Origin of the sequence: Pseudoalteromonas sp. BMB, from assembly GCF_001709235.1 — a bacterium.
Taxonomy (GTDB): Bacteria; Pseudomonadota; Gammaproteobacteria; order Enterobacterales; family Alteromonadaceae; genus Pseudoalteromonas; species Pseudoalteromonas maricaloris.
In genome coordinates, this window is sequence record NZ_MBQA01000013.1 from 139,781 (window position 1) to 159,822 (window position 20,042).

Annotated in this window: 21 protein-coding genes; 18 read left to right on the forward strand and 3 right to left on the reverse strand. The window is 44.6% G+C overall.

Annotated features, from left to right (window positions below; genetic code table 11):
• The first annotated feature begins 36 nt into the window (after positions 1 to 36).
• The 8 genes from cheY to BB427_RS01925 all read left to right on the forward strand — a co-directional run bounded on the left by cheY (position 37) and on the right by BB427_RS01925 (position 7,303).
• The gene (gene cheY / locus BB427_RS01890; RefSeq protein ID WP_010369104.1) at positions 37 to 420 is read left to right on the forward strand and encodes a chemotaxis response regulator CheY; all 384 of its coding nucleotides are present in this window, start codon (positions 37 to 39) and stop codon (positions 418 to 420) included.
• A gap of 19 nt (positions 421 to 439) precedes the next feature.
• The gene (locus tag BB427_RS01895; protein WP_039492497.1) at positions 440 to 1,216 is read left to right on the forward strand and encodes a protein phosphatase CheZ; all 777 of its coding nucleotides are present in this window, start codon (positions 440 to 442) and stop codon (positions 1,214 to 1,216) included.
• Between the two features lie 13 nt (positions 1,217 to 1,229).
• Positions 1,230 to 3,461: a chemotaxis protein CheA gene (locus BB427_RS01900; RefSeq protein ID WP_069018766.1), complete on the forward strand. Its 2,232-nt coding sequence runs from the start codon at positions 1,230 to 1,232 to the stop codon at positions 3,459 to 3,461.
• Between the two features lie 74 nt (positions 3,462 to 3,535).
• Positions 3,536 to 4,681: a protein-glutamate methylesterase/protein-glutamine glutaminase gene (locus BB427_RS01905; RefSeq protein WP_069018767.1), complete on the forward strand. Its 1,146-nt coding sequence runs from the start codon at positions 3,536 to 3,538 to the stop codon at positions 4,679 to 4,681.
• A 127-nt stretch (positions 4,682 to 4,808) separates the two neighbouring features.
• On the forward strand, positions 4,809 to 5,579 hold the full coding sequence (locus tag BB427_RS01910) for a ParA family protein (protein ID WP_010369100.1): 771 nt from the start codon (positions 4,809 to 4,811) through the stop codon (positions 5,577 to 5,579).
• Positions 5,580 to 5,587: 8 nt separating this feature from the next.
• The gene (locus tag BB427_RS01915; RefSeq protein ID WP_045989546.1) at positions 5,588 to 6,349 is read left to right on the forward strand and encodes a chemotaxis protein CheW; all 762 of its coding nucleotides are present in this window, start codon (positions 5,588 to 5,590) and stop codon (positions 6,347 to 6,349) included.
• 24 nt (positions 6,350 to 6,373) lie between these two features.
• On the forward strand, positions 6,374 to 6,871 hold the full coding sequence (locus tag BB427_RS01920) for a chemotaxis protein CheW (protein WP_010369098.1): 498 nt from the start codon (positions 6,374 to 6,376) through the stop codon (positions 6,869 to 6,871).
• Positions 6,872 to 7,303: a DUF2802 domain-containing protein gene (locus tag BB427_RS01925; RefSeq protein WP_017218032.1), complete on the forward strand. Its 432-nt coding sequence runs from the start codon at positions 6,872 to 6,874 to the stop codon at positions 7,301 to 7,303.
• Positions 7,304 to 7,336: 33 nt separating this feature from the next.
• Here the strand turns inward: BB427_RS01925 and BB427_RS01930 are convergent, their stop codons facing one another.
• Both BB427_RS01930 and fliK read right to left on the reverse strand, forming a co-directional pair.
• Positions 7,337 to 7,633, reverse strand: a complete 297-nt coding sequence (locus BB427_RS01930) for an EscU/YscU/HrcU family type III secretion system export apparatus switch protein (protein WP_010369096.1) — start codon at positions 7,631 to 7,633, stop codon at positions 7,337 to 7,339.
• 5 nt (positions 7,634 to 7,638) lie between these two features.
• Positions 7,639 to 10,089, reverse strand: coding sequence for a flagellar hook-length control protein FliK (fliK, locus tag BB427_RS01935; protein ID WP_069018768.1), 2,451 nt, complete (start codon positions 10,087 to 10,089; stop codon positions 7,639 to 7,641).
• A 103-nt stretch (positions 10,090 to 10,192) separates the two neighbouring features.
• Here fliK and ccmA point away from each other — a divergent pair, with 103 nt between their 5' ends.
• Genes ccmA through BB427_RS01985 form a run of 10 tightly spaced genes read left to right on the forward strand, consistent with a single transcriptional unit; the run spans position 10,193 to position 17,930 of the window.
• Positions 10,193 to 10,816 (forward strand): cytochrome c biogenesis heme-transporting ATPase CcmA, encoded by a 624-nt coding sequence (gene ccmA, locus BB427_RS01940; RefSeq protein ID WP_081489968.1) that lies wholly within the window; start codon positions 10,193 to 10,195, stop codon positions 10,814 to 10,816.
• Positions 10,816 to 11,502 carry a heme exporter protein CcmB gene (gene ccmB / locus BB427_RS01945; RefSeq protein ID WP_069018769.1) on the forward strand — a complete coding sequence of 229 codons (687 nt, stop codon included), beginning with the start codon at positions 10,816 to 10,818 and terminating at the stop codon, positions 11,500 to 11,502. Before ccmA ends, ccmB begins: the two co-directional genes overlap by 1 nt.
• 1 nt (position 11,503) lies before the next feature.
• Positions 11,504 to 12,241 (forward strand): heme ABC transporter permease, encoded by a 738-nt coding sequence (locus tag BB427_RS01950; RefSeq protein WP_010369087.1) that lies wholly within the window; start codon positions 11,504 to 11,506, stop codon positions 12,239 to 12,241.
• Positions 12,242 to 12,243: 2 nt separating this feature from the next.
• Entirely contained in the window at positions 12,244 to 12,447 is a 204-nt protein-coding gene (ccmD, locus tag BB427_RS01955; protein ID WP_039492491.1) for a heme exporter protein CcmD, read from the forward strand.
• Positions 12,444 to 12,923: a cytochrome c maturation protein CcmE gene (ccmE, locus tag BB427_RS01960; RefSeq protein ID WP_010369083.1), complete on the forward strand. Its 480-nt coding sequence runs from the start codon at positions 12,444 to 12,446 to the stop codon at positions 12,921 to 12,923. The genes ccmD and ccmE overlap by 4 nt, the downstream gene beginning before the upstream one ends.
• A 1-nt stretch (position 12,924) precedes the next feature.
• Positions 12,925 to 14,883, forward strand: a complete 1,959-nt coding sequence (locus BB427_RS01965) for a heme lyase CcmF/NrfE family subunit (RefSeq protein WP_069018770.1) — start codon at positions 12,925 to 12,927, stop codon at positions 14,881 to 14,883.
• Between the two features lies 1 nt (position 14,884).
• A complete protein-coding gene (locus tag BB427_RS01970; RefSeq protein WP_069018771.1) occupies positions 14,885 to 15,457 on the forward strand; it encodes a redoxin family protein in 573 nt (190 codons plus the stop codon).
• On the forward strand, positions 15,454 to 15,918 hold the full coding sequence (locus BB427_RS01975; protein WP_069018772.1) for a cytochrome c-type biogenesis protein: 465 nt from the start codon (positions 15,454 to 15,456) through the stop codon (positions 15,916 to 15,918). The genes BB427_RS01970 and BB427_RS01975 overlap by 4 nt, the downstream gene beginning before the upstream one ends.
• Positions 15,919 to 15,944: 26 nt before the next feature.
• The gene (gene ccmI, locus BB427_RS01980; protein ID WP_441295579.1) at positions 15,945 to 17,198 is read left to right on the forward strand and encodes a c-type cytochrome biogenesis protein CcmI; all 1,254 of its coding nucleotides are present in this window, start codon (positions 15,945 to 15,947) and stop codon (positions 17,196 to 17,198) included.
• Positions 17,199 to 17,930 carry an MlaA family lipoprotein gene (locus BB427_RS01985; RefSeq protein WP_039492483.1) on the forward strand — a complete coding sequence of 244 codons (732 nt, stop codon included), beginning with the start codon at positions 17,199 to 17,201 and terminating at the stop codon, positions 17,928 to 17,930.
• Positions 17,931 to 17,976: 46 nt separating this feature from the next.
• Here the strand turns inward: BB427_RS01985 and BB427_RS01990 are convergent, their stop codons facing one another.
• Positions 17,977 to 19,995, reverse strand: a complete 2,019-nt coding sequence (locus BB427_RS01990; protein ID WP_069018774.1) for a TonB-dependent copper receptor — start codon at positions 19,993 to 19,995, stop codon at positions 17,977 to 17,979.
• Positions 19,996 to 20,042: the final 47 nt, after the last annotated feature.

The following is a 20,042-nucleotide window of genomic DNA, read 5'->3' on the forward strand; positions in this document are numbered from 1 at the left end:
TAAAATAGTTGGGTTCGAACCTCACTGGAGGAAGTTTTGGATAAGAACATGAAGATTCTCGTGGTTGATGATTTCTCTACTATGAGAAGAATAATCAAAAACCTATTAAGAGATTTAGGCTTTACCAATGTTCAAGAAGCTGATGATGGTAGTACAGCACTTCCGATGCTACAAAATCAGGAGTTTGACTTTGTAGTAACTGATTGGAATATGCCGGGCATGCAAGGTATTGATTTGCTTCGTGCAATACGCGCAGATGAAAAGCTTAAGCACATTCCAGTGTTGATGGTTACCGCAGAAGCGAAAAAAGAACAAATTGTTGCAGCAGCGCAAGCTGGGGTGAACGGATATATTGTTAAACCGTTTACTGCAGGTACGCTCAAAACTAAGCTTGAAAAAGTATTTGAGCGACTAGGCTAACAGCAAGGGGATATGGCCTATGTCTGTAAATGCTGCGCCTCAAATTACACTTGAACAAGCTAAGCAACTTGTTGAGCTTCTAGAACAAGGTGAACAAGAAAAAGCTGACCAGCTGATTTTAGAAGCTGCTAACAAAGAGCAATCGGAGTTATTTGCAGAAGTCGGAAAGCTGACTCGCCAATTACACGAGTCCTTGAAGAACTTTGAGCTGGATACTCGCCTCGCAGATCTCACGACAGAGGCTATTCCTGACGCCAAGCAGCGTCTTAATTATGTTATGGAAATGACAGAAAGCGCTGCGAACAAAACGATGGACGCGGTCGAAGAAAGCTTACCTCTTGCGCAGAACCTAGCGGATGAGTTAGCGCAAATAAAGCCCACTTGGGATCGATTGATGAGCAGAGACATTCAACTCGGTGAGTTTAAATCTCTATGTCATGATCTCGACAGCTTTATGCAGACTTCAAAGACACGTACAGACGAATTACAAGGTTTAATGACTAATGTGCTGATGGCTCAGGACTATCAGGATTTGACTGGGCAGGTTATTCGGCGCGTCATTGAGCTTGTGAGAGAAGTAGAAGATAGTCTCATTCACCTCCTGACTGTTTTTGGTACTTCAGATGAAGCACCTTCAACTGCTGTGAAAGCGAATGAAAACGAAATAAAAACAACCGAGACTATCAGTGATGAATTGTCTGGACCTGAAGGTCCAATTATTGACGCTGAATCGCGAGATGACGTGGTTTCTGGTCAAGACGAAGTCGATGACTTGCTATCTAGTTTAGGCTTCTAGTTGGAGAGTGTGTATGAGCTTTGAAGTCGATGAAGATATCTTGCAGGACTTTCTTGTTGAAGCAGGCGAAATATTAGAACTGTTATCTGAACAGCTTGTTGAACTAGAAAATAATCCTGAAGATAAAGAACTTCTCAATGCGATTTTCCGTGGCTTCCATACCGTAAAAGGTGGGGCTGGCTTCCTAGGTATGACCGAACTGGTCGATGCCTGTCACGGTGCGGAGAACGTGTTTGATGTACTACGACAAGGGCAACGAAAAGTAACTTCCGAACTGATGGATGTTATTTTGCAATCTTTGGATACGATCAACGAAATGTTCGCTTGTATTCAAAACCGTGAGGAACCAGAAGCGGCCGACCCTGTGTTGCTTGAAACACTCCACAAACTTAGCCAGCCTGCATCTGAAGACGAAGTCAGTGAAGTGATTGACGAACCTACTTCTGAGTCAGAACCTGTGGTGCCAGATTTAAGTGCTGATGATATTTTATTCGACGCCGATGTTGGTTCAGGCGATGATAGCGGCTCCAGCATCGATGAGATAACAGAAGAAGAATTTGAAAATCTTTTAGATGAATTACACGGTTCGGGTAATGCGCCTGCTGTTGCTCCGGCAACTAAACCTGAAGCTGTATCAACCTCAGATGATGGTGATATCACTGATGACGAATTCGATAACCTCTTAGATGAACTTCATGGTGTTGGTAAATTCGGTGGAGCACCAAATGCAGAAGATGCTGTTGCCCCAGGAGCGAGTGAACCTAAGGCTAAATCAACCTCACCAGCAGCCCCAAGTGGGTCTACTGGCGACGAAGAAATTACCGACGATGAGTTTGAAGCTTTGTTGGACGAGCTTCATGGTAAAGGCAGTGCACCTAAAGCGGTCGATGAATCGCCAGTAGAGGTTTCAGAGACTAAACCTGCGCAACCAGAGCCTGTTAAAGCCGCGCCAGCGCCGAAACCTGCACCAAAGCCTGCGCCCAAAGTTGAAGCTAAGCCTGCGACTCCAGCACCAGCACCGCAAAAAGAGCCCGAGGCTGCAAAAGCTTCCACACCAGCCGCTGCGAAGAAACCTGCGGCACAAGCTGAGACCACGGTCCGAGTTGATACTAAACGTCTTGATGAAATCATGAATATGGTTGGCGAATTAGTATTGGTTCGTAACCGTTTGGTTAGCTTAGCGAATAACACCAACAGCGAAAGCATGGGTAAAGCTATTTCGAACCTTGATGTAGTCACTGCTGATTTGCAGGGCGCCGTGATGAAAACGCGGATGCAGCCAATCAAAAAGGTATTTGGTCGCTTTCCTCGAGTAGTGAGAGACCTTGCTCGCAGCTTGAAAAAAGAAATCAACCTAGTTTTACAGGGCGAAGAGACGGATTTAGATAAAAATTTGGTTGAAGCGCTTGCAGATCCATTGGTCCACTTAGTGAGAAACTCAGTAGATCATGGCATTGAAATGCCTGACGTACGCGAAGCGTCGGGCAAACCAAGAATGGGTACAGTCACATTGTCAGCATCTCAAGAGGGAGATCACATTCTTCTCACGATTCGAGATGATGGTGCCGGTATGGACCCTGAAAAGCTCAAAAAGATTGCTATAAATAAAGGCGTTATTGACTCCGATCAAGCAAGCCGACTGTCCGATACCGAAGCCTATAATTTGATCTTCGCACCAGGGTTCTCAACAAAAGAGCAAATTTCAGACATTTCTGGTCGTGGTGTTGGGATGGACGTTGTTAAAACGAAGATCACTCAATTGAATGGCTCGGTAAATATCCAATCAGAATTGGGTGTTGGTACCGTATTAGAGATTAAGGTACCGCTTACATTGGCTATTTTGCCTACCTTGATGGTGGTAGTCGGAGAGCAAACGTTTGCGTTACCACTTGCCGGCGTGAACGAGATCTTCCATTTAGATTTGACCAAAACGAATGTGGTTGATGGTCAGTTGACTATCATAGTGAGAGAAAAAGCAATTCCGTTATTTTATCTTGAACATTGGTTGGTAAAAGGTGCGAACAGGGGCATGAGAAAGGCTGAAGGCCATGTTGTCATTGCGCAAATTGGCACTAAACAAGTCGGTTTTGTGGTTGATTCTCTGATAGGCCAAGAGGAAGTCGTAATCAAACCACTAGATGCGTTATTACAAGGTACACCAGGTATGGCTGGTGCTACCATCACATCTGATGGTGGTATTGCGCTAATCCTTGATGTCCCCAACTTATTAAAACACTACGCCTAATTTTATTAGGCGTAGTTCGAATTCTAGAGCGGCATTTGCTGCTCTGCTGTAGAGCAAATTAAAGAGCGTTGCCAATGGCAGTTAAAGTGTTAGTCGTAGACGATTCTAGTTTTTTTCGTCGTCGAGTCAGTGAAATTTTAGAAAAAGACAGTGAAATCAAAGTTATAGATTTCGCAGTTAATGGAAAGGAGGCGGTTGAAAAGGCCGCTTCATTGCGTCCAGACGTAATTACGATGGACGTGGAAATGCCTGTGCTTGATGGGATCAGTGCGGTGAAGCAGATCATGCAGGCCACTCCGACCCCAATCTTAATGTTTTCTTCGTTAACTCGTGAAGGCGCTAGTGCTACGTTAGATGCACTGGATGCGGGCGCTGTAGATTTTTTACCGAAAAAGTTTGAAGACATCGCTCGTAATAGCGAAGAAGCAATTAAGTCGTTACAAAATAAGGTAAAGGAAATTGGCCGCCGTCGCGTTAGCCGTTTTACTCGCCCTACTATTACGACTCCGCCAAAACGCGTCGAGTCTAGAGCAACTCGCGCTGATGCAGGACGAGCAACGATCCCTCAACCGGATAGAAGTTTTCAGAGGCCTGTATCTGGTGGTACGTCTAGTGCTGCGGGTGCTAGAGCGTCGGGTAAGAAATATGGACTGGTTGCAATTGGCACATCAACAGGTGGACCCGTTGCACTGCAAACCATACTAACTCAGCTGCCTGCAAACTTTCCTCATCCAATTTTACTGATCCAGCATATGCCAGCCGCATTTACACCTGCGTTTGCAGCGAGATTGAATAGTTTATGCCAGATTAAGGTTAAGGAAGCCGAGCAAGGTGATAGATTAATGCCTGGGGTGGCCTATTTAGCCCCTGGCGGTAAGCAAATGCTGGTTGAAAATCGCGGTGGTAGTAAGACACTAAAAGTGTTCGAAGATGATAGTCCAAGGATCACCTATAAGCCCAGCGTTGATGTGACATTTGCAAGTGTTGCAAAAGCTTATGGTGGCGACACGTTAGCGATTGTCTTAACGGGAATGGGCGCAGATGGCCGAGATGGTGCTCGTATGCTAAAACAGGTAGGGGCCACTATTTGGGCACAAAATGAAGCGACTTGTGTTGTTTATGGTATGCCTCAAGCTGTCGCTGGCGCTGGACTTTCGTCGGATAGTATCGCCCTACAAGACTTTGCTGCGAGAATTAATAAAGAAGCGGGTAACCAATAGACTAAGTCATCACTTGGTTGCTTTGCTTGAAGCTTGTAAATATCAAACGTCTAAAAAGAATGAATAACACTGAGTTGGTATAGTATCTATTGAACGAAATCAATAGTGATGAGCGAAGGAATATAGAGTGAAAATTTGGACAGTAGCAAATCAAAAAGGTGGCGTGGGTAAAACCACGACGACGGTGAGCTTAGGAGGCATTCTTGCTGAGCAGGGTCACCGAGTTTTGCTTATTGATACTGATCCACATGCTTCACTGACATATTACTTTGGTATTGATTCTGAAGAGTTAGAAGTCAGTGTGTATGATATTTTTGCACGCGGCAGCAGCATGACGAGTGAAGAAATTTTACAGTCTCTTTGTCCATCAACCATAGAGAATCTTGATATTTTGCCTGCCACTATGGCCATTGCTACGCTTGATCGTAGTATGGGTAATAAAACGGGCATGGGGCTTATCTTAAAGAAATCGCTCGAAAAAATAGCGGATCAATATGACTATGCTATTTTAGACTGTCCACCAGTGCTTGGGGTACTGATGGTTAACGCATTAGCAGCGAGTGAGCGAATTTTAGTGCCTGTCCAAACTGAATTTTTGGCGTTGAAGGGACTAGATAGAATGATGCGCACGATGGAGCTGATGCAGTCTTCACAGCAGAAACAGTATCAATATACTATCATTCCAACTATGTATGATAAACGGACCAAAGCGTCGTTGGAGGCGTATAAAACGTTGCTAGCAACATACAAAGAGGCTGTTTGGCCAGGTGTGGTTCCTGTAGATACTAAATTTAGGGATGCGAGTCTTGCACAGCAAGTCCCAGTACAATTTTGTCCTAAATCACGAGGCGTGTTCGCTTATCGTGCACTTTTGGACTATTTGAAGCAGTTAAGCTAGAGAGCATAATGAGTAAGCATTTATTTGCAAATGAAAAGGTGATGAAGCAGTATCTTGGCGCCCTATTACAAGAGGAGCCAGAGATTGAGCAATGCGAATTATCACCGGTTGCAAAGCTACTTGAACAAGTAAAAGAGCCGGAATCCGAACTTGAAGATACAGACCTTCCAGCTGTCGTTGCTACAGAGCCTCAGGAGTCGGTGAGTGAAGTTATTGAAGAACAACCGAGTAAATTAGCTCAAGATCTTGAAGTCACTGAAAATACATCTATTATCAAAGAACAGACAACGATAGAATCCGTTTCTGCAAGGGAAGCCTATCAAGAAGGTGAATTTCAGGCATTGTTTTTTGAAGTTGCAGGCTTAACACTGGCGGTTCCGCTTAAATCACTTGGGGGAATACACCAACTGGGTGAGGTCAATCAACTCTTTGGTAAACCTAAATGGTTTAAAGGCGTGATGCTAAATCGTGAAGAAAAGCTTAATGTTGTTGATACTGCGCGATGGGTAATGCCTGAGAAGTTAACACCAAAATTAGAAGATGCTCTGGATTACCAGTATTTGATTACGCTTGGGGATAGTAACTGGGGACTGTTAGCAGAGAAACTAGTCAACAACTTAACACTCAAGCCTGAAGACATAAAGTGGCGCACAGCAGATGGTAAACGGCCTTGGTTGGCTGGGGTGATTAAAGAGAAAATGTGCGCGCTGATTGATGTAGAGAATTTAAACCGTTTGCTAGAACAAGGCCTCGATAGTCGAGAGCAGTAACTAGTATATTGATGGAGTGAAACCATGAGCCAAGATAGACTACTTTCTGCAGACAAAAATGCTGATAGTAATGATGAAGTATTGCAATGGGTTACTTACAAGCTTGAAGAGGAAACTTACGGCATCAATGTAATGCAAGTGCAAGAAGTATTACGTTATACCGAAATTGCACCAGTCCCAGGTGCGCCAAGCTACGTACTCGGGATCATTAATCTACGTGGTAACGTTGTAACGGTTATAGACACACGAGCTAGGTTTGGTCTGCAAAGTGCGGAAGTGACGGATAATTCGAGAATTGTAATAATCGAAGCCGAGAAGCAAGTTATTGGTATCTTAGTCGATAGCGTTGCTGAGGTGGTTTACTTACGTAGCTCGGAAATTGACAGCGCGCCAAACATCGGCACTGAAGAGAGCGCTAAGTTTATCCAAGGCGTATCAAACCGAGAAGGCGAGCTATTGATCTTAGTCGATCTTAATAAGCTATTAAGTGATGACGAATGGGATGAGCTGAGTCATATTTAGATGTCTGAAGTAGTAAACGCACAAACCGTTTTACTCGTCATATCAATAACCTCAAGCATACTTGCGTTAGTATGCTTGAGGTTTGTTTTTGTGCTGGGTAAAAAATTACAGAATGCGCAGGGCCAAACCGCGCAACTTTCGAACTCACTACAAGGGTCTGAGCAACAAATAGCAATTTTACGCAGCGAAGTTGCAGAGTTACGCGCCAGTATCATGAGTATTGGTAAGCGGGTGGTCGCAACCGAGCAGGAATTAAATGATGTTGCGAATCAGCAAGCAGCACAAAAATATGATGACCCCGACGCAAAAATGTATTCTCGCGCCGTGAAAATGGTGGAACTTGGCGCTGATATTGAAGAGGTGATGCGCGAGTGTGAGTTGCCAAGAGCTGAGGCAGAGCTGCTCATGTCTTTACATAACAAATCAAAATAATCGTCTAGAAAGTAGCAAGTTAGAAAATTTTGGCTATGCCTTAATATCTAGCTTGCCACGAAAACCTTCCCAGCCAGGTGGAAACTTACCACGCATAATGTAAGAAAAAGCGATGAGTTCAGCAATCACATAGTAGAGCTCCCGTGGGATCTCTTGGTGTAACTCAAGTGCACTGAGTGTTTGTGCTAATGATTCATCTTCATGGATCATGATGTTTTTCTCTTTTGCCAGCGCAATAATTTCCTCTGCCAGCTCGCCATATCCTTTAAAGGTGACCTGAGGTGCGCTTCCAGCTTCATATAACAGTCCAATAGCAGATTTTTGTGTCATCTCTTTTACACCTTAATGTTGATAATTGCGTGTTCATTAAAGAACTTATCTTGAAAGCTGGCTTCTTCTCTAAGGCCTATCTCAGCGACTTGTAGCCCATGAGATGCTAACTTATGTCTGAGTGTTGCCAAATGTGGCTCTGCGAGCTGCTTGACCTGATTGGAGGTGGCTACTAATGCACATTCTAGGGCTTTATCCATCAGCTCTGCTTGGGCATGGATCTGACCTTTTTCTGCAAAATCAAAACAAAGACGAATAAACCACACAGACTTCTCTGGCATACCAGGTTTGGGCGACTTTTTATATTCACCTATTTGTAATTGTGTTTGCTGTTGCTCTTGTCCTACTTTAGTGGGGAAGAGCAGGTTTACAATCAACTGTGCTTCGCTGTCTTGTTTCGCAGAGTTGGTCGCTGTAGTCGGTGATTGTTGCGGTTGTAATTGGTTGTGCAATTGCCCCAATTCGTTTAACAGCTCTTTTGCTTGTGGTTGTTGAAGCGCGTCTGCTATTTGCTTGGGGGAGAGCAGCTTCAGCTGTGGTAGTAGCGTATCCAGCAAGGCTTGTATTTTTTGCGTTGCGTGCTCATTGCTCTGAGCTTGGTTTGCCGCCTGACTACCTAATAACGACACAATTAAACGGTCCAACATTTGTGTAAAGCTCGATTGAGCTAAACTTGTTGGCGTGTTAGCAAAGGTTGCCATGCCCAGTTGGCTTTCTAACTGGTTTTTAACGGTAAGCGCGTTCACTGAACGGTCATCAAGCAAGCGCGTAAATGCTTGATTGACTAATTTCTGTAATTCAGGCGTTTGTTTGAATGTATCTGCTTTTACGAGTTTTTCGATAGTTGCAGAAGCTTGGCGTAACATGTTTGGTGTGTTTTCTTTTTGTTCGGGTTTAGCCATGGGCAGAGTAAGCAGGGCTTCAATAACCCCTTTAATTTGATTGCTGGTAGGCTGCGGTACTTGAGAAGGCGTAGCGGTTACTTGCGTGCGTTGTGAATGTGTAGATGGCAACTGGAACGTTTTAGCAGAATCTACAGGCGCAGAACTCGCTTTACGATAAAGCGGCCGAGCTAAGACTTGTGTCAGCTGTTCAACTTGCTTATTGCTAAGCGATTGTTTACCTGTGAGGGTGTCCAATAATAAGGACAGGGCTTTTTGTTTCACCTCAAAATCGACCGGGGGCGCCTGATATTTTGGTGTCTCTGCGAGCTGGTGTTGTAAGTAACGAGCGATTGAGCTGGCTAACTTTTCGTTTTGCAAAGGTGTGTGACTTTTTTGCAATGGTAATGGTTGCTTTGCCATCAGCTCTGTAAGATTAAGTTTTATTTGGTTTGAGAGTTGCTGCAGTGGCGTGCTTGGTTTATTTTTATTGTGAGCACTTACTTTCTCGCTTGGCTCAAGCAGAGTTGCGACCGAGTGACTCAAAACATCATTTTTACTTTTATTAACTGGGGAGTTCGTGGGCTGAACGACCTGACTTGTGAGTGGTTTACCAAAAGGTCTTCCGATCAGTACTTGCAACGCTTTTACTACCGTTGACTTAATTTGTTGCAGATTGACTTCAAGTAACGGTTTGTCATACGCCAGCGTATGTACTGATGCTAAGCGTGACTCAAGCGGTGAAGGTGCATCCTTATTGACTGCGCTTACCTGTTGCAGCAAAGCGCTAAGCGGCTTTATGGTTTCTACTTTTACTTGTTGTGTCGATTTTGTGATATCAATTCCATTGAAAGCCGTTTTTACTTCGCCCTTTTGCCATGTGTTTGCTGCAGGCCAGTTACTGCTTATTGGCGATAAGGTTACTGAACGGTCATGAATGTTAAGTGTTATCCCACTTGGCTGCGGCTTCACCTCAACACTACTAAGTTGACTAGAGATAAGTTTTGCAATCATTGACTTAGGTAAAGCCGTACTAAACAGCAAGTCTTTAAATTGATTGACGACCTGCAAAGAAACATTACTTTGTTGGGCACTAAGATGCGCAATGAGTTTGTTTTCACTTGCGAGCAATTGTGCCACGGCTTGCGGAAGCGGTATTTTTAAATCAAGCGCCTTGATGTGTAATGTGGCGTCTGGCAACGTGGTTGCTGAAGACTGTACTACTGGGCTTGGCGTATGCGTCTTTAGCGTCGTTAAAATATCAAAAAGCTGTTTTGTCAGCGTTACTTGCGCTTGTAATTTGGGCGTTTGAAAGGTGACTATCTTACCAGTTTCATCAATACTAACCTGTGCTTCTGGAAGCTGATTGGGCTGGGTTGGAGGCTTAAGCGCTAGTTGGATAGTTTGCCAGCGACCATCAATTGCCACATCCATTTTTAGTTTATCGTTACTAATTTGGATATTCTTTGCTGCAAACGGTTGGTTTTTGGCTAAGTCTAATCTCGATACTTCGCTATTATCTGTGCTTATCACAGATGCTGTCGTCGTATTTGTTGTAATTGGCAGCTTATTCATTATTTTAAATCAAATTTTCGCTAATCGGTCGCATCGGATTATTCGTATTACCATACCATTATGTTAGACTAACGCCCAATTTTAGGTAAAGAGAAGCCCAAGTTTGCTAGAGATAGACGCCGTCACTTGTACCAAACAAGATAGATGCTTGTTTGACTCATTAAGTTTCACTCTCCATGCGGGGCAGATCATGCAAATTGAAGGCCCAAATGGTGCCGGAAAAACCTCTTTGTTGAGGATCATTGCTGGGTTCGCCAGAGCGGACGAAGGGCAGATCCGCTACAACAGCACTGATATCCGCGATGATTATGATTCATTCGCTGCCGATTTATTATTTATTGGTCATAAGACAGGTGTCAATCAACAACTTAGTGCCTACGAAAATGTCCAACATTGGCTTATGGTCCATGGCGCTCAGGCCGATGAAGAAGAAGTCTATACACTGCTTGCCAAGCTCGGTTTAATAGGGCTTGAAGATGTACCTGTGCGGACATTGTCGGCAGGCCAACAGCGCCGTGTTGCATTAGTACGTTTGTGGCTGAATCAAGCCAAGCTTTGGGTGCTAGATGAACCATTTACTGCGCTGGATAAAAAAGGGGTCGCCATGTTGCAAACCCAATTTCAGTCTCATCTCGACAAGGGAGGCGCCATTTTATTGACGACCCACCAAGATCTCACTGCACATTTTGCACAGTTACAAACCTTGGCGTTGGAGTACCGTTTGTAATGCAGACTCAACATTCTTATTGGTTAGCTTTTAAATCGGTTTATGCCAAAGATGTGACCTTGGCCTTTAGACAGCGAGCTGAGATAGTCAATCCTTTGTTGTTTTTCTTAATCGTGATCACCTTATTTCCGTTAGCAATTGGGCCCGAACCTGCGCTGCTTACCAGAATGGCTCCGGGTATTATTTGGGTAGCGGCGCTTTTATCGACTATGTTAGGTCTAGATAAATTATTTAGGGACGATTACAACGACGGCTCATTAGAGCAATTGATTGCTTCACCTTATCCTTTATCGCTATCAGTATTAGCAAAAGTAGCAGCGCATTGGACAGTCAGTGGTTTGCCAATGGTGGTGCTTGCGCCCTTGTTCGCGCTGTTAATGAATCTCGAATCGCAGTCTCTCAATGCGACTGTATTGACCTTACTGATAGGTACACCGTTATTAAGTTTTGTTGGGGCTATTGGCGCAGGACTCACCGTTGCATTGCAAAAGGGTGGCATTTTAATGAGTTTACTCGTCCTTCCGCTTTATATCCCCGTATTGATTTTTGCAACGTCCGCCATAGATACCAGTAGCATGTCTTTAGCGTATGGTGGTCAGCTTGCAATCCTTGGTGCGATGCTTGCCGTCGCAATTGTTGCCGCACCAATTGCCATATCGTCAGCTTTAAGAGTGAGTGTAAGTTAAAATGTGGAAGTGGTTACATCCTTATGCCAAAGCGGAGCGTGCTTACCAATTGTGTAACACCTTGCTTCCTTACTTTGCCGTGATTGCGGTAGTGGGCTTAATTGTTGGATGGGTTTGGGGGTTAGCCTATGCGCCAGCCGACTACCAACAAAAAGACAGCTATCGTATTATCTTTATTCATGTGCCATCGGCTATCTGGTCAATGGGCGCATACTCGTCTATGGCTATTGCAGCGATTGTTGCCTTGGTATGGCAAATTCGTAATGCTGAACTGGCGGTTATTGCCATTGCTCCTATTGGTGCGGCAATGACCGCGATTGCGTTAATCACCGGTGCGGCTTGGGGTAAACCTATGTGGGGCGCTTGGTGGGTCTGGGATGCAAGATTGACGTCAGAGCTTATCCTACTGTTTTTGTATTTTGGTGTTTTGTCTCTTTATCACGCCTTTGAAGATAAAAAATCAGGTGGTAGAGCTGCCTGTATTCTTGCCATTGTCGGGGTCGTTAATCTGCCTATTATTCATTTCTCGGTAGAGTGGTGGAATACGCTGCATCAGGGGTCAACTATCACCAAATTTGATACGTCAGCGATTGATCCTTCCATGTTGTGGCCTTTGTTGATCAACATAGTGGCGTTTGCTGGTGTGCTTGGCGTGGTTACGCTAATTCGTTTGAAAAATGAAATTTTACGAAGCGAGCAACACCGTCCTTGGGTCCGCGAATTAGTGAATAGGGGTTAATCATGCAGTTTGAATCCTTCAGTGAATTTTTAGCCATGGGTGGCTATGGCTTTTATGTTTGGCTCTCATTCGGCTCATGTGCATTAATACTGGCTGGTATTTTAGTCGGCTCTATCTTGGATGGTAAGGCGCTAAAGCAAGCAGTTAAAGCGCAAATGGCAAGAGAAGCACGCATTAAAAAAGCAAAAGAGGAGTCGCAAGCATGAATCCTAGACGCAAAAAGAGATTATTCACCGTTGTTGCCGTTATCTTTGGTATTGGCGCAGCGGTCGGGCTTACGCTTTACGCACTACAAGAAAATATTAATTTGTTTTACACGCCGAGCGAGCTTGTTGAAGGTAAAGGTGAGTTAAAAGAAATACCGCAAATTGGTCAGAAACTGCGCATTGGCGGTATGGTTGTGCCTGGTTCAGTGGTGCGTGATGAAACGTCCTTAGATGTGTCATTTAAACTTATCGACACCGGTCCTATGGTTACTATTCGTTATAAAGGCATTCTTCCTGATCTATTCCGTGAAGGCCAAGGTATCGTAGCACAAGGGACATTAGTTGAGTCTAATGTAGTTGAAGCGTTTGAAGTGCTTGCCAAGCATGATGAAGAGTATATGCCATCAGAAGTGGCGGAAGCCGTGAAAGGCATTAAGCACGAAAAGCCAAAATATAATTTAAACAGCGAGAACTAAGATGGTCCCAGAAATAGGTTACTTCGCCTTAGTTCTGGCGATGGCATTGAGCTTATTACTGTGTATTTTCCCATTGTGGGGTGCTTATACGGGTAATTTGAGGCTGATGAAAGCCGCTCCTTCACTGGCCGTTGGTCAGTGTATTCTTGTGGTATTCTCATTTATGGTACTGATCTACATCACGTTAATGGATGACTTTACGGTTGCGTATGTGGCACATCATTCGAGCAGTACTTTGCCTTGGTATTATAAAATCACCTCAACGTGGGGTGGACATGAAGGCGCAATTTTACTGTGGTTGGTAATGCAATCCATGTGGACCATGCTGGTTGCAGTGATGTCAAAGTCGCTACCGTGGGTTTTGCGAGCGCGTGTGTTAGGCGTACTTGGCTTTTTAGGTGTGGGCTTTATGCTCTATACCCTGTGGATGTCGAGCCCGTTTGAGCGTTTGCTTCCTTACTTCCCTGTTGAAGGGCGTGATTTAAATCCATTATTGCAAGACCCTGGAATGATCATTCACCCGCCACTCCTTTATATGGGTTATGTTGGCTTATCAGTGTCTTTCTCTTTTGCAATTGCTGCGCTTTTAACCGGTAAACTTGATAATACTTGGGCTAAATGGTCTCGTCCTTGGACAATGGCCGCATGGGGCTTTCTTACTCTTGGCATTACAATTGGTAGTTGGTGGGCGTACTCAGAGCTTGGCTGGGGCGGTTGGTGGTTCTGGGATCCGGTGGAAAACGCTTCACTGATGCCTTGGCTTGTTGCAACCGCTTTATTGCATTCACTCGCAGTAACAGAAAAGCGTGGTGTGTTTAAGTCTTGGACCGTACTACTTGCTATCACCGCGTTTAGTTTATGTTTACTTGGTACCTTTATCGTTCGCTCAGGCATTATCGTATCGGTGCATGCGTTTGCAACCGATCCTGACCGTGGTTTATACATTCTGTCATTCTTAGCTGTGGTTGTGGGTGGCAGCTTAGCGCTTTACGCAATGCGCGTTGCTCAAGTATATAGTGAGGGGCGCTATCAATTCATTTCGCGTGAAGTGGCGCTGTGGATCAACAATATCTTCTTAGTGGTTGCGACCTTGATTGTATTGTTAGGCACGTTATTGCCTATGATCCACAAAGAGCTGGGCTTAGGCTCTATTTCTATTGGCGTGCCTTTCTTTAACCAAATGTTTGCGATATTAATCGTGCCATTCGCGATTTTGCTAGGTTTAGCACCTATGCTGCGCTGGAAACAAAATAAAATGCCGCCACTAGTGAAAAAATGGGCTGTATTGATTGCGGTGAGTTTAGTGCTCACGGCGACGTGGTTGTATTCGAGCTATGAAGTGGTGGCACCTCTGACATTTGTTGCGACAGCGTTGGCTGTGTGGATAAGTGTGGCTACTGCTGCTGACTTATTTAATAAAGTGACTGTTCACCCAAGTGTTGCGATCGGCTTTAAAAAGCTAGGATTGAGCTATTGGGCAATGGTACTGGGGCACGTTGGTATTGCCTTTGTTATTGCGTCGGTGACGTTAACTTCAGCATACTCAGTTGAGCGCTCCGTGAGCATGAAACCCGGTGAAACGGCGATGCTAAACGAGTACGAATATCGCTTTGATGGCGTAAAAGAAATTCGAGGCCCGAACTACGGTGGTCATGCTGGCGTAGTGACGGTATTCAAAAATAGTAAAAAAGTCACCGAGCTGCATGCAGAAAAACGCCGTTATGATGTAGGGATGCAGTTTATGACCGAAGCCGCTATTGATGATGGTTTCTTCCGTGATTTATATCTAGCACTCGGCGAGCCGCTTTCTGCAGGCGCGTGGTCGCTTAGGATCTATCACAAACCATACGTACGCTGGATGTGGCTAGGTGGGCTACTTATCTCTTTTGCCGGCTTCATTGTGCTTGCGGATAAACGCTACCGCAGCCGCGTGAAAAAATCATCCCAAGTGGAGGCTTAACATGAACCGCAAGTTATTAGGTTTAGTGCCTTTTTTGATATTTATTTTCCTGTGTGTGTTTTTGTACCAAGGACTATTTGGTAATCCTAGAGAGATCCAGACCGGCCGTTTAGGACACACTATGCCTGAGTTTTCATTACCCGATCTAATGGATAGTGATAAAACCTGGACCGCCGACTCGCTTAAGGGTGAAGTCTACTTGATGAACGTATGGGGCACTTGGTGCCCAACGTGTATCGCTGAGCTGGGTTATTTAACTGAGCTTAGAGAGCGCGGCGTGAAAATAATAGGTCTGTATTACGAGCAGGCTTATGATCCTGATTTTGGTGACCAGTTTGATATCAATGCTCTAAGACAAGATGTCAATAATATGCTGAGTCGTGCCGGTAACCCATACCAATTTAATATTCTCGATTTGGAGCGTACATTAGCGTTGGACTTAGGGGTTTCGGGCGCGCCAGAGACTTTTTTGGTAGATAAGCAAGGTAAGATTTTGTTGCATCATACTGGCGACATCAATGAACGCGTTTGGCGCACTAAGTTTGCGGCAATCTATCAGGAGTTGGCGCAATGAAATATGTAATTGTTTTGCTTTTAATGATGATTACCGCAGCGGCACAAGCAACGGAAGACAAATATAACTTTGCTACAGCTGAACGTGAGCAAACTTTCCGAGAGCTGACTCATGAGCTACGCTGCCCGAAATGCCAGAACCAAAACATTGCAGATTCAGATGCCGTCGTAGCCAAAGATCTGCGTGACAAAGTCATCGCTTTGGTTAATGAAGGTCAGTCTAAGCAAGAGGTCATTGATTATATGATCGACCGCTATGGCTATTTCGTTCATTATCAACCACCTGTTACGCCTGCAACGATCGTACTTTGGGTACTGCCAGTGGCAATCATTATTTTAGGCTTCGGCTTTATTGTATTTCGTCAAAAACGCGCTGCGAAAAAGCAAGATTGGAATGTAGCGGACGAACAAAAGCTGACAGAGCTCATTAATCAATATCAACGTCAGGAGCGTGAGCAGTGAGCGAATTCTCGACAGATTTAACCCAAATGTGGTTTTTGTTTCTTCTGCTGGGCGTATTTGCCGGTCTCTTTGTGGTTTTTCCGTTTATTAAAAAAGAAAGACGCATCACGGTTGATCATGATGCGAATGCCGAGCGTATCGATATTTTCCATCAGCGTTTGGAAGAGTTAAAAGAAGAGCTTGCTAATCAGCGTATCGAAAAAGACAGTTATAATGAATCTGTGGTTGAACTCAAGCGTCGCTTATTGAATGAGTTATCGCCTGAACAATCATTGACGAGTCGTGGTGACAACCGTGTGTTGGCGCTGACGGGTATTGCTTTTATGGTGTTGGTGACAGGTGTCTTTTATTACTACACGGGTAGCCACAGGCAAATAGCGAGCTGGCATGAAGCCGTTGAAAAGTTACCTGAGTATGGTGAGCGTGCAGTAATGCAATCTGGAGAGCCGCTAAATGCCAACGAGCTACAAGCATTTGCGCTGGGGCTAAGAACTAAACTAGCAACCGCTGGCGACGATGCAGTTGCATGGATGTTACTTGGTCGTGTTGCAATGTCACTTAGTGACTTTGAGATGGCGATGCAGGCATTTGATAAAGCACTCGTGATGCAACCTAATAACAATAATGTTCTGGTGAATTATAGCCAAGCATTATTGATAGAGGGCTCAGAGCCAAGTATGAATCGCGCGGCCAGAATGTTGTCAAAAGTGCTCAAGAATGATCCAACGAATATTGATGCGATTAGCTTGCTGGCGTTAATTGCCTATGAACGTCAAGATTGGAAAGAGTCAAAAGCCGCTTTTGAAGTCTTGTTGTCACAATTAACCAAAGATGATCCGCGTTATGAGATGATCGCAGGGCGGATTGCTGAAATCGAGCAAAAGTTAGGTCAACAAACAGATGATCCAGTAGCTGTAAAAGCTGGTATTGTCGCTACTGTAACCATTTCGGCAGAGTTACAGAACAAGATTCCAAAGGACAGTACTTTGTTCGTTTTTGCAAAAGCGGCTGAAGGCCCAGCCATGCCATTGGCGGTCGCCAAAATTACAAACTTTAACTTGCCAATGACGGTAAACCTAGATGATAGTATGGCAATGATGCCTGAATTAACCTTGTCGAAATTTTCTCAAGTTACGGTCACCGCTCGTGTTTCTAATGATGGTTCAGTAATGCCTTCAGATGGAGAACTAGAGGGTGCTTCAAGCGTAATTGAACTTCAACAAGGCGAAAATCAGCTCACTGTCGAGATTAGTCGTGTCTTAACAAATACAGGGAAATAAATGCTTAAAGCTGTGCTCACAGGTTTACTTGCGCTGACCGTTGTCGGTTGTGCGCAAGTACCCGAAGAGAAAAAGGATCCACGAGATCCATTTCAATCACTTAACCGTCCACTTTATGACTTCAATATGGATGTGTTGGACGCCTATATCTTACGGCCTGTTGCTAAAGGATATGTTGCGGTGACTCCCGCTCCTGTACGCAGTAGTGTGGTTAATTTCACCACCAACATCGCCGCACCGACCGATGCAGTAAACGCAGCACTACAGGGTAAGCCTGATCATATGGCAATCAATGTTGCTCGCTTTTTAGTTAATTCTACGGTCGGTATTTTTGGCTTGTTTGATGTTGCGAAAACACTTGGGCTTGAGCTTAAAGATGAAGATTTTGGCCAAACCCTTGGTGTGTGGGGCGTTGGCGATGGTGCGTATATTATGATCCCTGGTATGGGACCGACGACCGCGAGAAACTTAACGGGTGATGTAGTCGATAACTTTGTCTTGCCAGAAATTGCACTCACTACGCCACAAACAGTATTAGTGTTTGCACTGCGTGCGGTTGAAGCAAGAGCGGCTTTGATGTCACAAGAAAAGCTGCTAAATGAGTCGCTTGATCCATACACTTTCTTAAAGGATGTCTATTATCAACGTCAATTGTACGAGCTATTCGATGGCAACCCGCCAATGGAAGAAGAGCCGGATGATTTTGACGAGAACTTTTTAGAGAACTTGTAAAAATAAGGTCGGCAATCGCCGACCTTTTGGTTATCTAAGTATACGGTTAAAAGCGCCAGTTAAGATTTGCCCAGAGCGTCCGTCCCGGCTCATTGACTCGATCAATTTGGTCAAAGCCACTTACTGCGGCCCCTGAACGACTTAAATGCTCAGCATAGGTTTTATCGAGCACATTATCTACTCCTGCACTGAGCTGTATTGCATCGCTATATTGATAATTGGTATTGAGTGAAAGCGTACCAAACCCTGCCGTCGCAGTGACGTCCTGCCCTGCAATATTCCCTTGTCCAATCGCCACTCTGTGCTGATGTTGTACTAATCTTACCAATCCGCCTAGTTGCCACTTATCGCTTAATTGGTAATTGCTTGCAATACGCAGTTGTAGGGGCGGTTGCTGAGCCAATGCGAGATTGTCAGTAAGGTTATTACCCTTTACGTAGTTGATACTACCGGTGAGTTGCAGCGCTTTGCTCGCTTGCCACATTACTTCACCCTCAAAACCGAAGGTTTCCGCGTCAATATTTCTGGTCACTTTTGACATCATATTCATCTTTTCAAACATATTGTCGATTAATAAATAGTCGTCAATTTGGTTATAGAACACTGAGAAGTTGACGTTAATGTCTTTGAACTGCTTTACCAATCCAGCATCTAATTGCACGGTTTTTTCAGGATCGACATTAAAGGCAGAAATAGACGTTTCACTTCCTCGGCTACCACCGACTACTTCCCAGTAATCGGGAAAGCGCTCTGTAACGCCGAAGCCGACAAAATAGCTACTGTTTTTAGATTGTGCTTGATAGCGGCTAAATCCACTGAATAACGTATCGTCTCTTGTTTGTAGGGCGGTTGGGTTTGGTTTCATTGACATCATTGCGCTTATCATGGTGCGATGATCTTCACTTTGCCAATCATCAATGCGCAATCCGCTAACCCATTGGCTAGTTTGACTCAATTGATATTCGAACTCGGCAAATACACCGAGTTGTCTAAATTCAGCATCTATTTGGCGAGGCATCGTTTCTACCGGATTGTTGAATTGATCTCGGCTGACTCGATTGCGGTGCTCATTTGCTTGATAATCGACACCGTAAATAAAAGAATGTTGGGCATTGATTTCAGAAGTCAACGTAAGCTTTGCGCCATAAGTTTTACGGTCAGGGTTGGAGGAGGTTGGGGTTTTCATCATCATGTTAGCAACAAAAGGACGTAAGCTATGATTGTCCATGATGTGGTCAACGTAGTTATAGTATGCGTTGAATGTTAACTCTTCAATCAGTGATGAAAGGGAAGATAATTTGATATTCAGGCCGATATTTTCTCGGTCGAAGAGGCTGCCATCCATCATGCGGTCGGCATAGGCAACTTCACCATCGCTTACCCCGTAAGTGATAGAGTAAAAGGCGTCATCGCTTGGGGTATAGGCAAACTCTGTGTCTATATTCCAGCGTTCATACGCTGAGTGAACTTTGGTGCCATTACCATCTTCATAATCATCTGCATCACTGTAATTTGCTGCGATCCGAGCGTATCCGCGTTCATTACCAGCCTTGATATCACTGTTAACACTGTGGCGGCCTTGGCTCGAAAGCACCGCATTGGTAAAGCCAATCACTTCAGATTTAGCTAGGCGTTCATTTTCACGTTCAAACACCACAGTCGCAGCACTGTTGCCTGGACCATACAACACGGTTTGTGGGCCTTTGATGACTTTTAAGGTGTCGTAGGATTGTGGCGTAATATATGCTGTAGGTGGGTCCATGCGGCTACCGCAACCACCAAGCGTTTGCCCATTATTGGCGATAATGGCAATTCTAGAGCCTGCCATGCCACGAAACACAGGGTCAGCACTTGCGCCGCCTTTTTTAATGAGTGAGAACCCCGCAATTGAAGAGAGTAAATCCGCACCATCTTGTGCTGGTAGTGGTTGGCGTACTGCTTTGGTATCCGTTGTTAGCGTAATTGGTGTTTGCATCGGTGCAATAACAACGATTTTTTCGATTTCATCAGCATTGGTGATGGGGGATAAGGAAACAATAGCAAGAGAGAGTAGGGTGCGTTTCATAAGTTCACTTTGAAGTTGTTTTAGTGCACTTATTTTATCGCTATCAG

Excerpts from the sequence above, each read along its gene's own strand:
- BB427_RS01920 (WP_010369098.1), top strand. The coding sequence starts at position 6,374 with ATGAGCCAAGATAGACTACTTTCTGCAGACAAAAATGCTGATAGTAAT.
- BB427_RS01990 (WP_069018774.1), bottom strand. The coding sequence starts at position 19,995 with ATGAAACGCACCCTACTCTCTCTTGCTATTGTTTCCTTATCCCCCATC.
- ccmD (WP_039492491.1), top strand. The coding sequence starts at position 12,244 with ATGCAGTTTGAATCCTTCAGTGAATTTTTAGCCATGGGTGGCTATGGC.
- fliK (WP_069018768.1), bottom strand. The coding sequence starts at position 10,089 with ATGAATAAGCTGCCAATTACAACAAATACGACGACAGCATCTGTGATA.
- BB427_RS01900 (WP_069018766.1), top strand. The coding sequence starts at position 1,230 with ATGAGCTTTGAAGTCGATGAAGATATCTTGCAGGACTTTCTTGTTGAA.
- BB427_RS01895 (WP_039492497.1), top strand. The coding sequence starts at position 440 with ATGTCTGTAAATGCTGCGCCTCAAATTACACTTGAACAAGCTAAGCAA.
- BB427_RS01985 (WP_039492483.1), top strand. The coding sequence starts at position 17,199 with ATGCTTAAAGCTGTGCTCACAGGTTTACTTGCGCTGACCGTTGTCGGT.
- BB427_RS01930 (WP_010369096.1), bottom strand. The coding sequence starts at position 7,633 with ATGACACAAAAATCTGCTATTGGACTGTTATATGAAGCTGGAAGCGCA.
- BB427_RS01965 (WP_069018770.1), top strand. The coding sequence starts at position 12,925 with ATGGTCCCAGAAATAGGTTACTTCGCCTTAGTTCTGGCGATGGCATTG.
- BB427_RS01915 (WP_045989546.1), top strand. The coding sequence starts at position 5,588 with ATGAGTAAGCATTTATTTGCAAATGAAAAGGTGATGAAGCAGTATCTT.
- ccmE (WP_010369083.1), top strand. The coding sequence starts at position 12,444 with ATGAATCCTAGACGCAAAAAGAGATTATTCACCGTTGTTGCCGTTATC.
- BB427_RS01975 (WP_069018772.1), top strand. The coding sequence starts at position 15,454 with ATGAAATATGTAATTGTTTTGCTTTTAATGATGATTACCGCAGCGGCA.
- ccmI (WP_441295579.1), top strand. The coding sequence starts at position 15,945 with ATGTGGTTTTTGTTTCTTCTGCTGGGCGTATTTGCCGGTCTCTTTGTG.
- BB427_RS01950 (WP_010369087.1), top strand. The coding sequence starts at position 11,504 with ATGTGGAAGTGGTTACATCCTTATGCCAAAGCGGAGCGTGCTTACCAA.
- BB427_RS01925 (WP_017218032.1), top strand. The coding sequence starts at position 6,872 with ATGTCTGAAGTAGTAAACGCACAAACCGTTTTACTCGTCATATCAATA.
- BB427_RS01905 (WP_069018767.1), top strand. The coding sequence starts at position 3,536 with ATGGCAGTTAAAGTGTTAGTCGTAGACGATTCTAGTTTTTTTCGTCGT.
- BB427_RS01970 (WP_069018771.1), top strand. The coding sequence starts at position 14,885 with ATGAACCGCAAGTTATTAGGTTTAGTGCCTTTTTTGATATTTATTTTC.
- ccmB (WP_069018769.1), top strand. The coding sequence starts at position 10,816 with ATGCAGACTCAACATTCTTATTGGTTAGCTTTTAAATCGGTTTATGCC.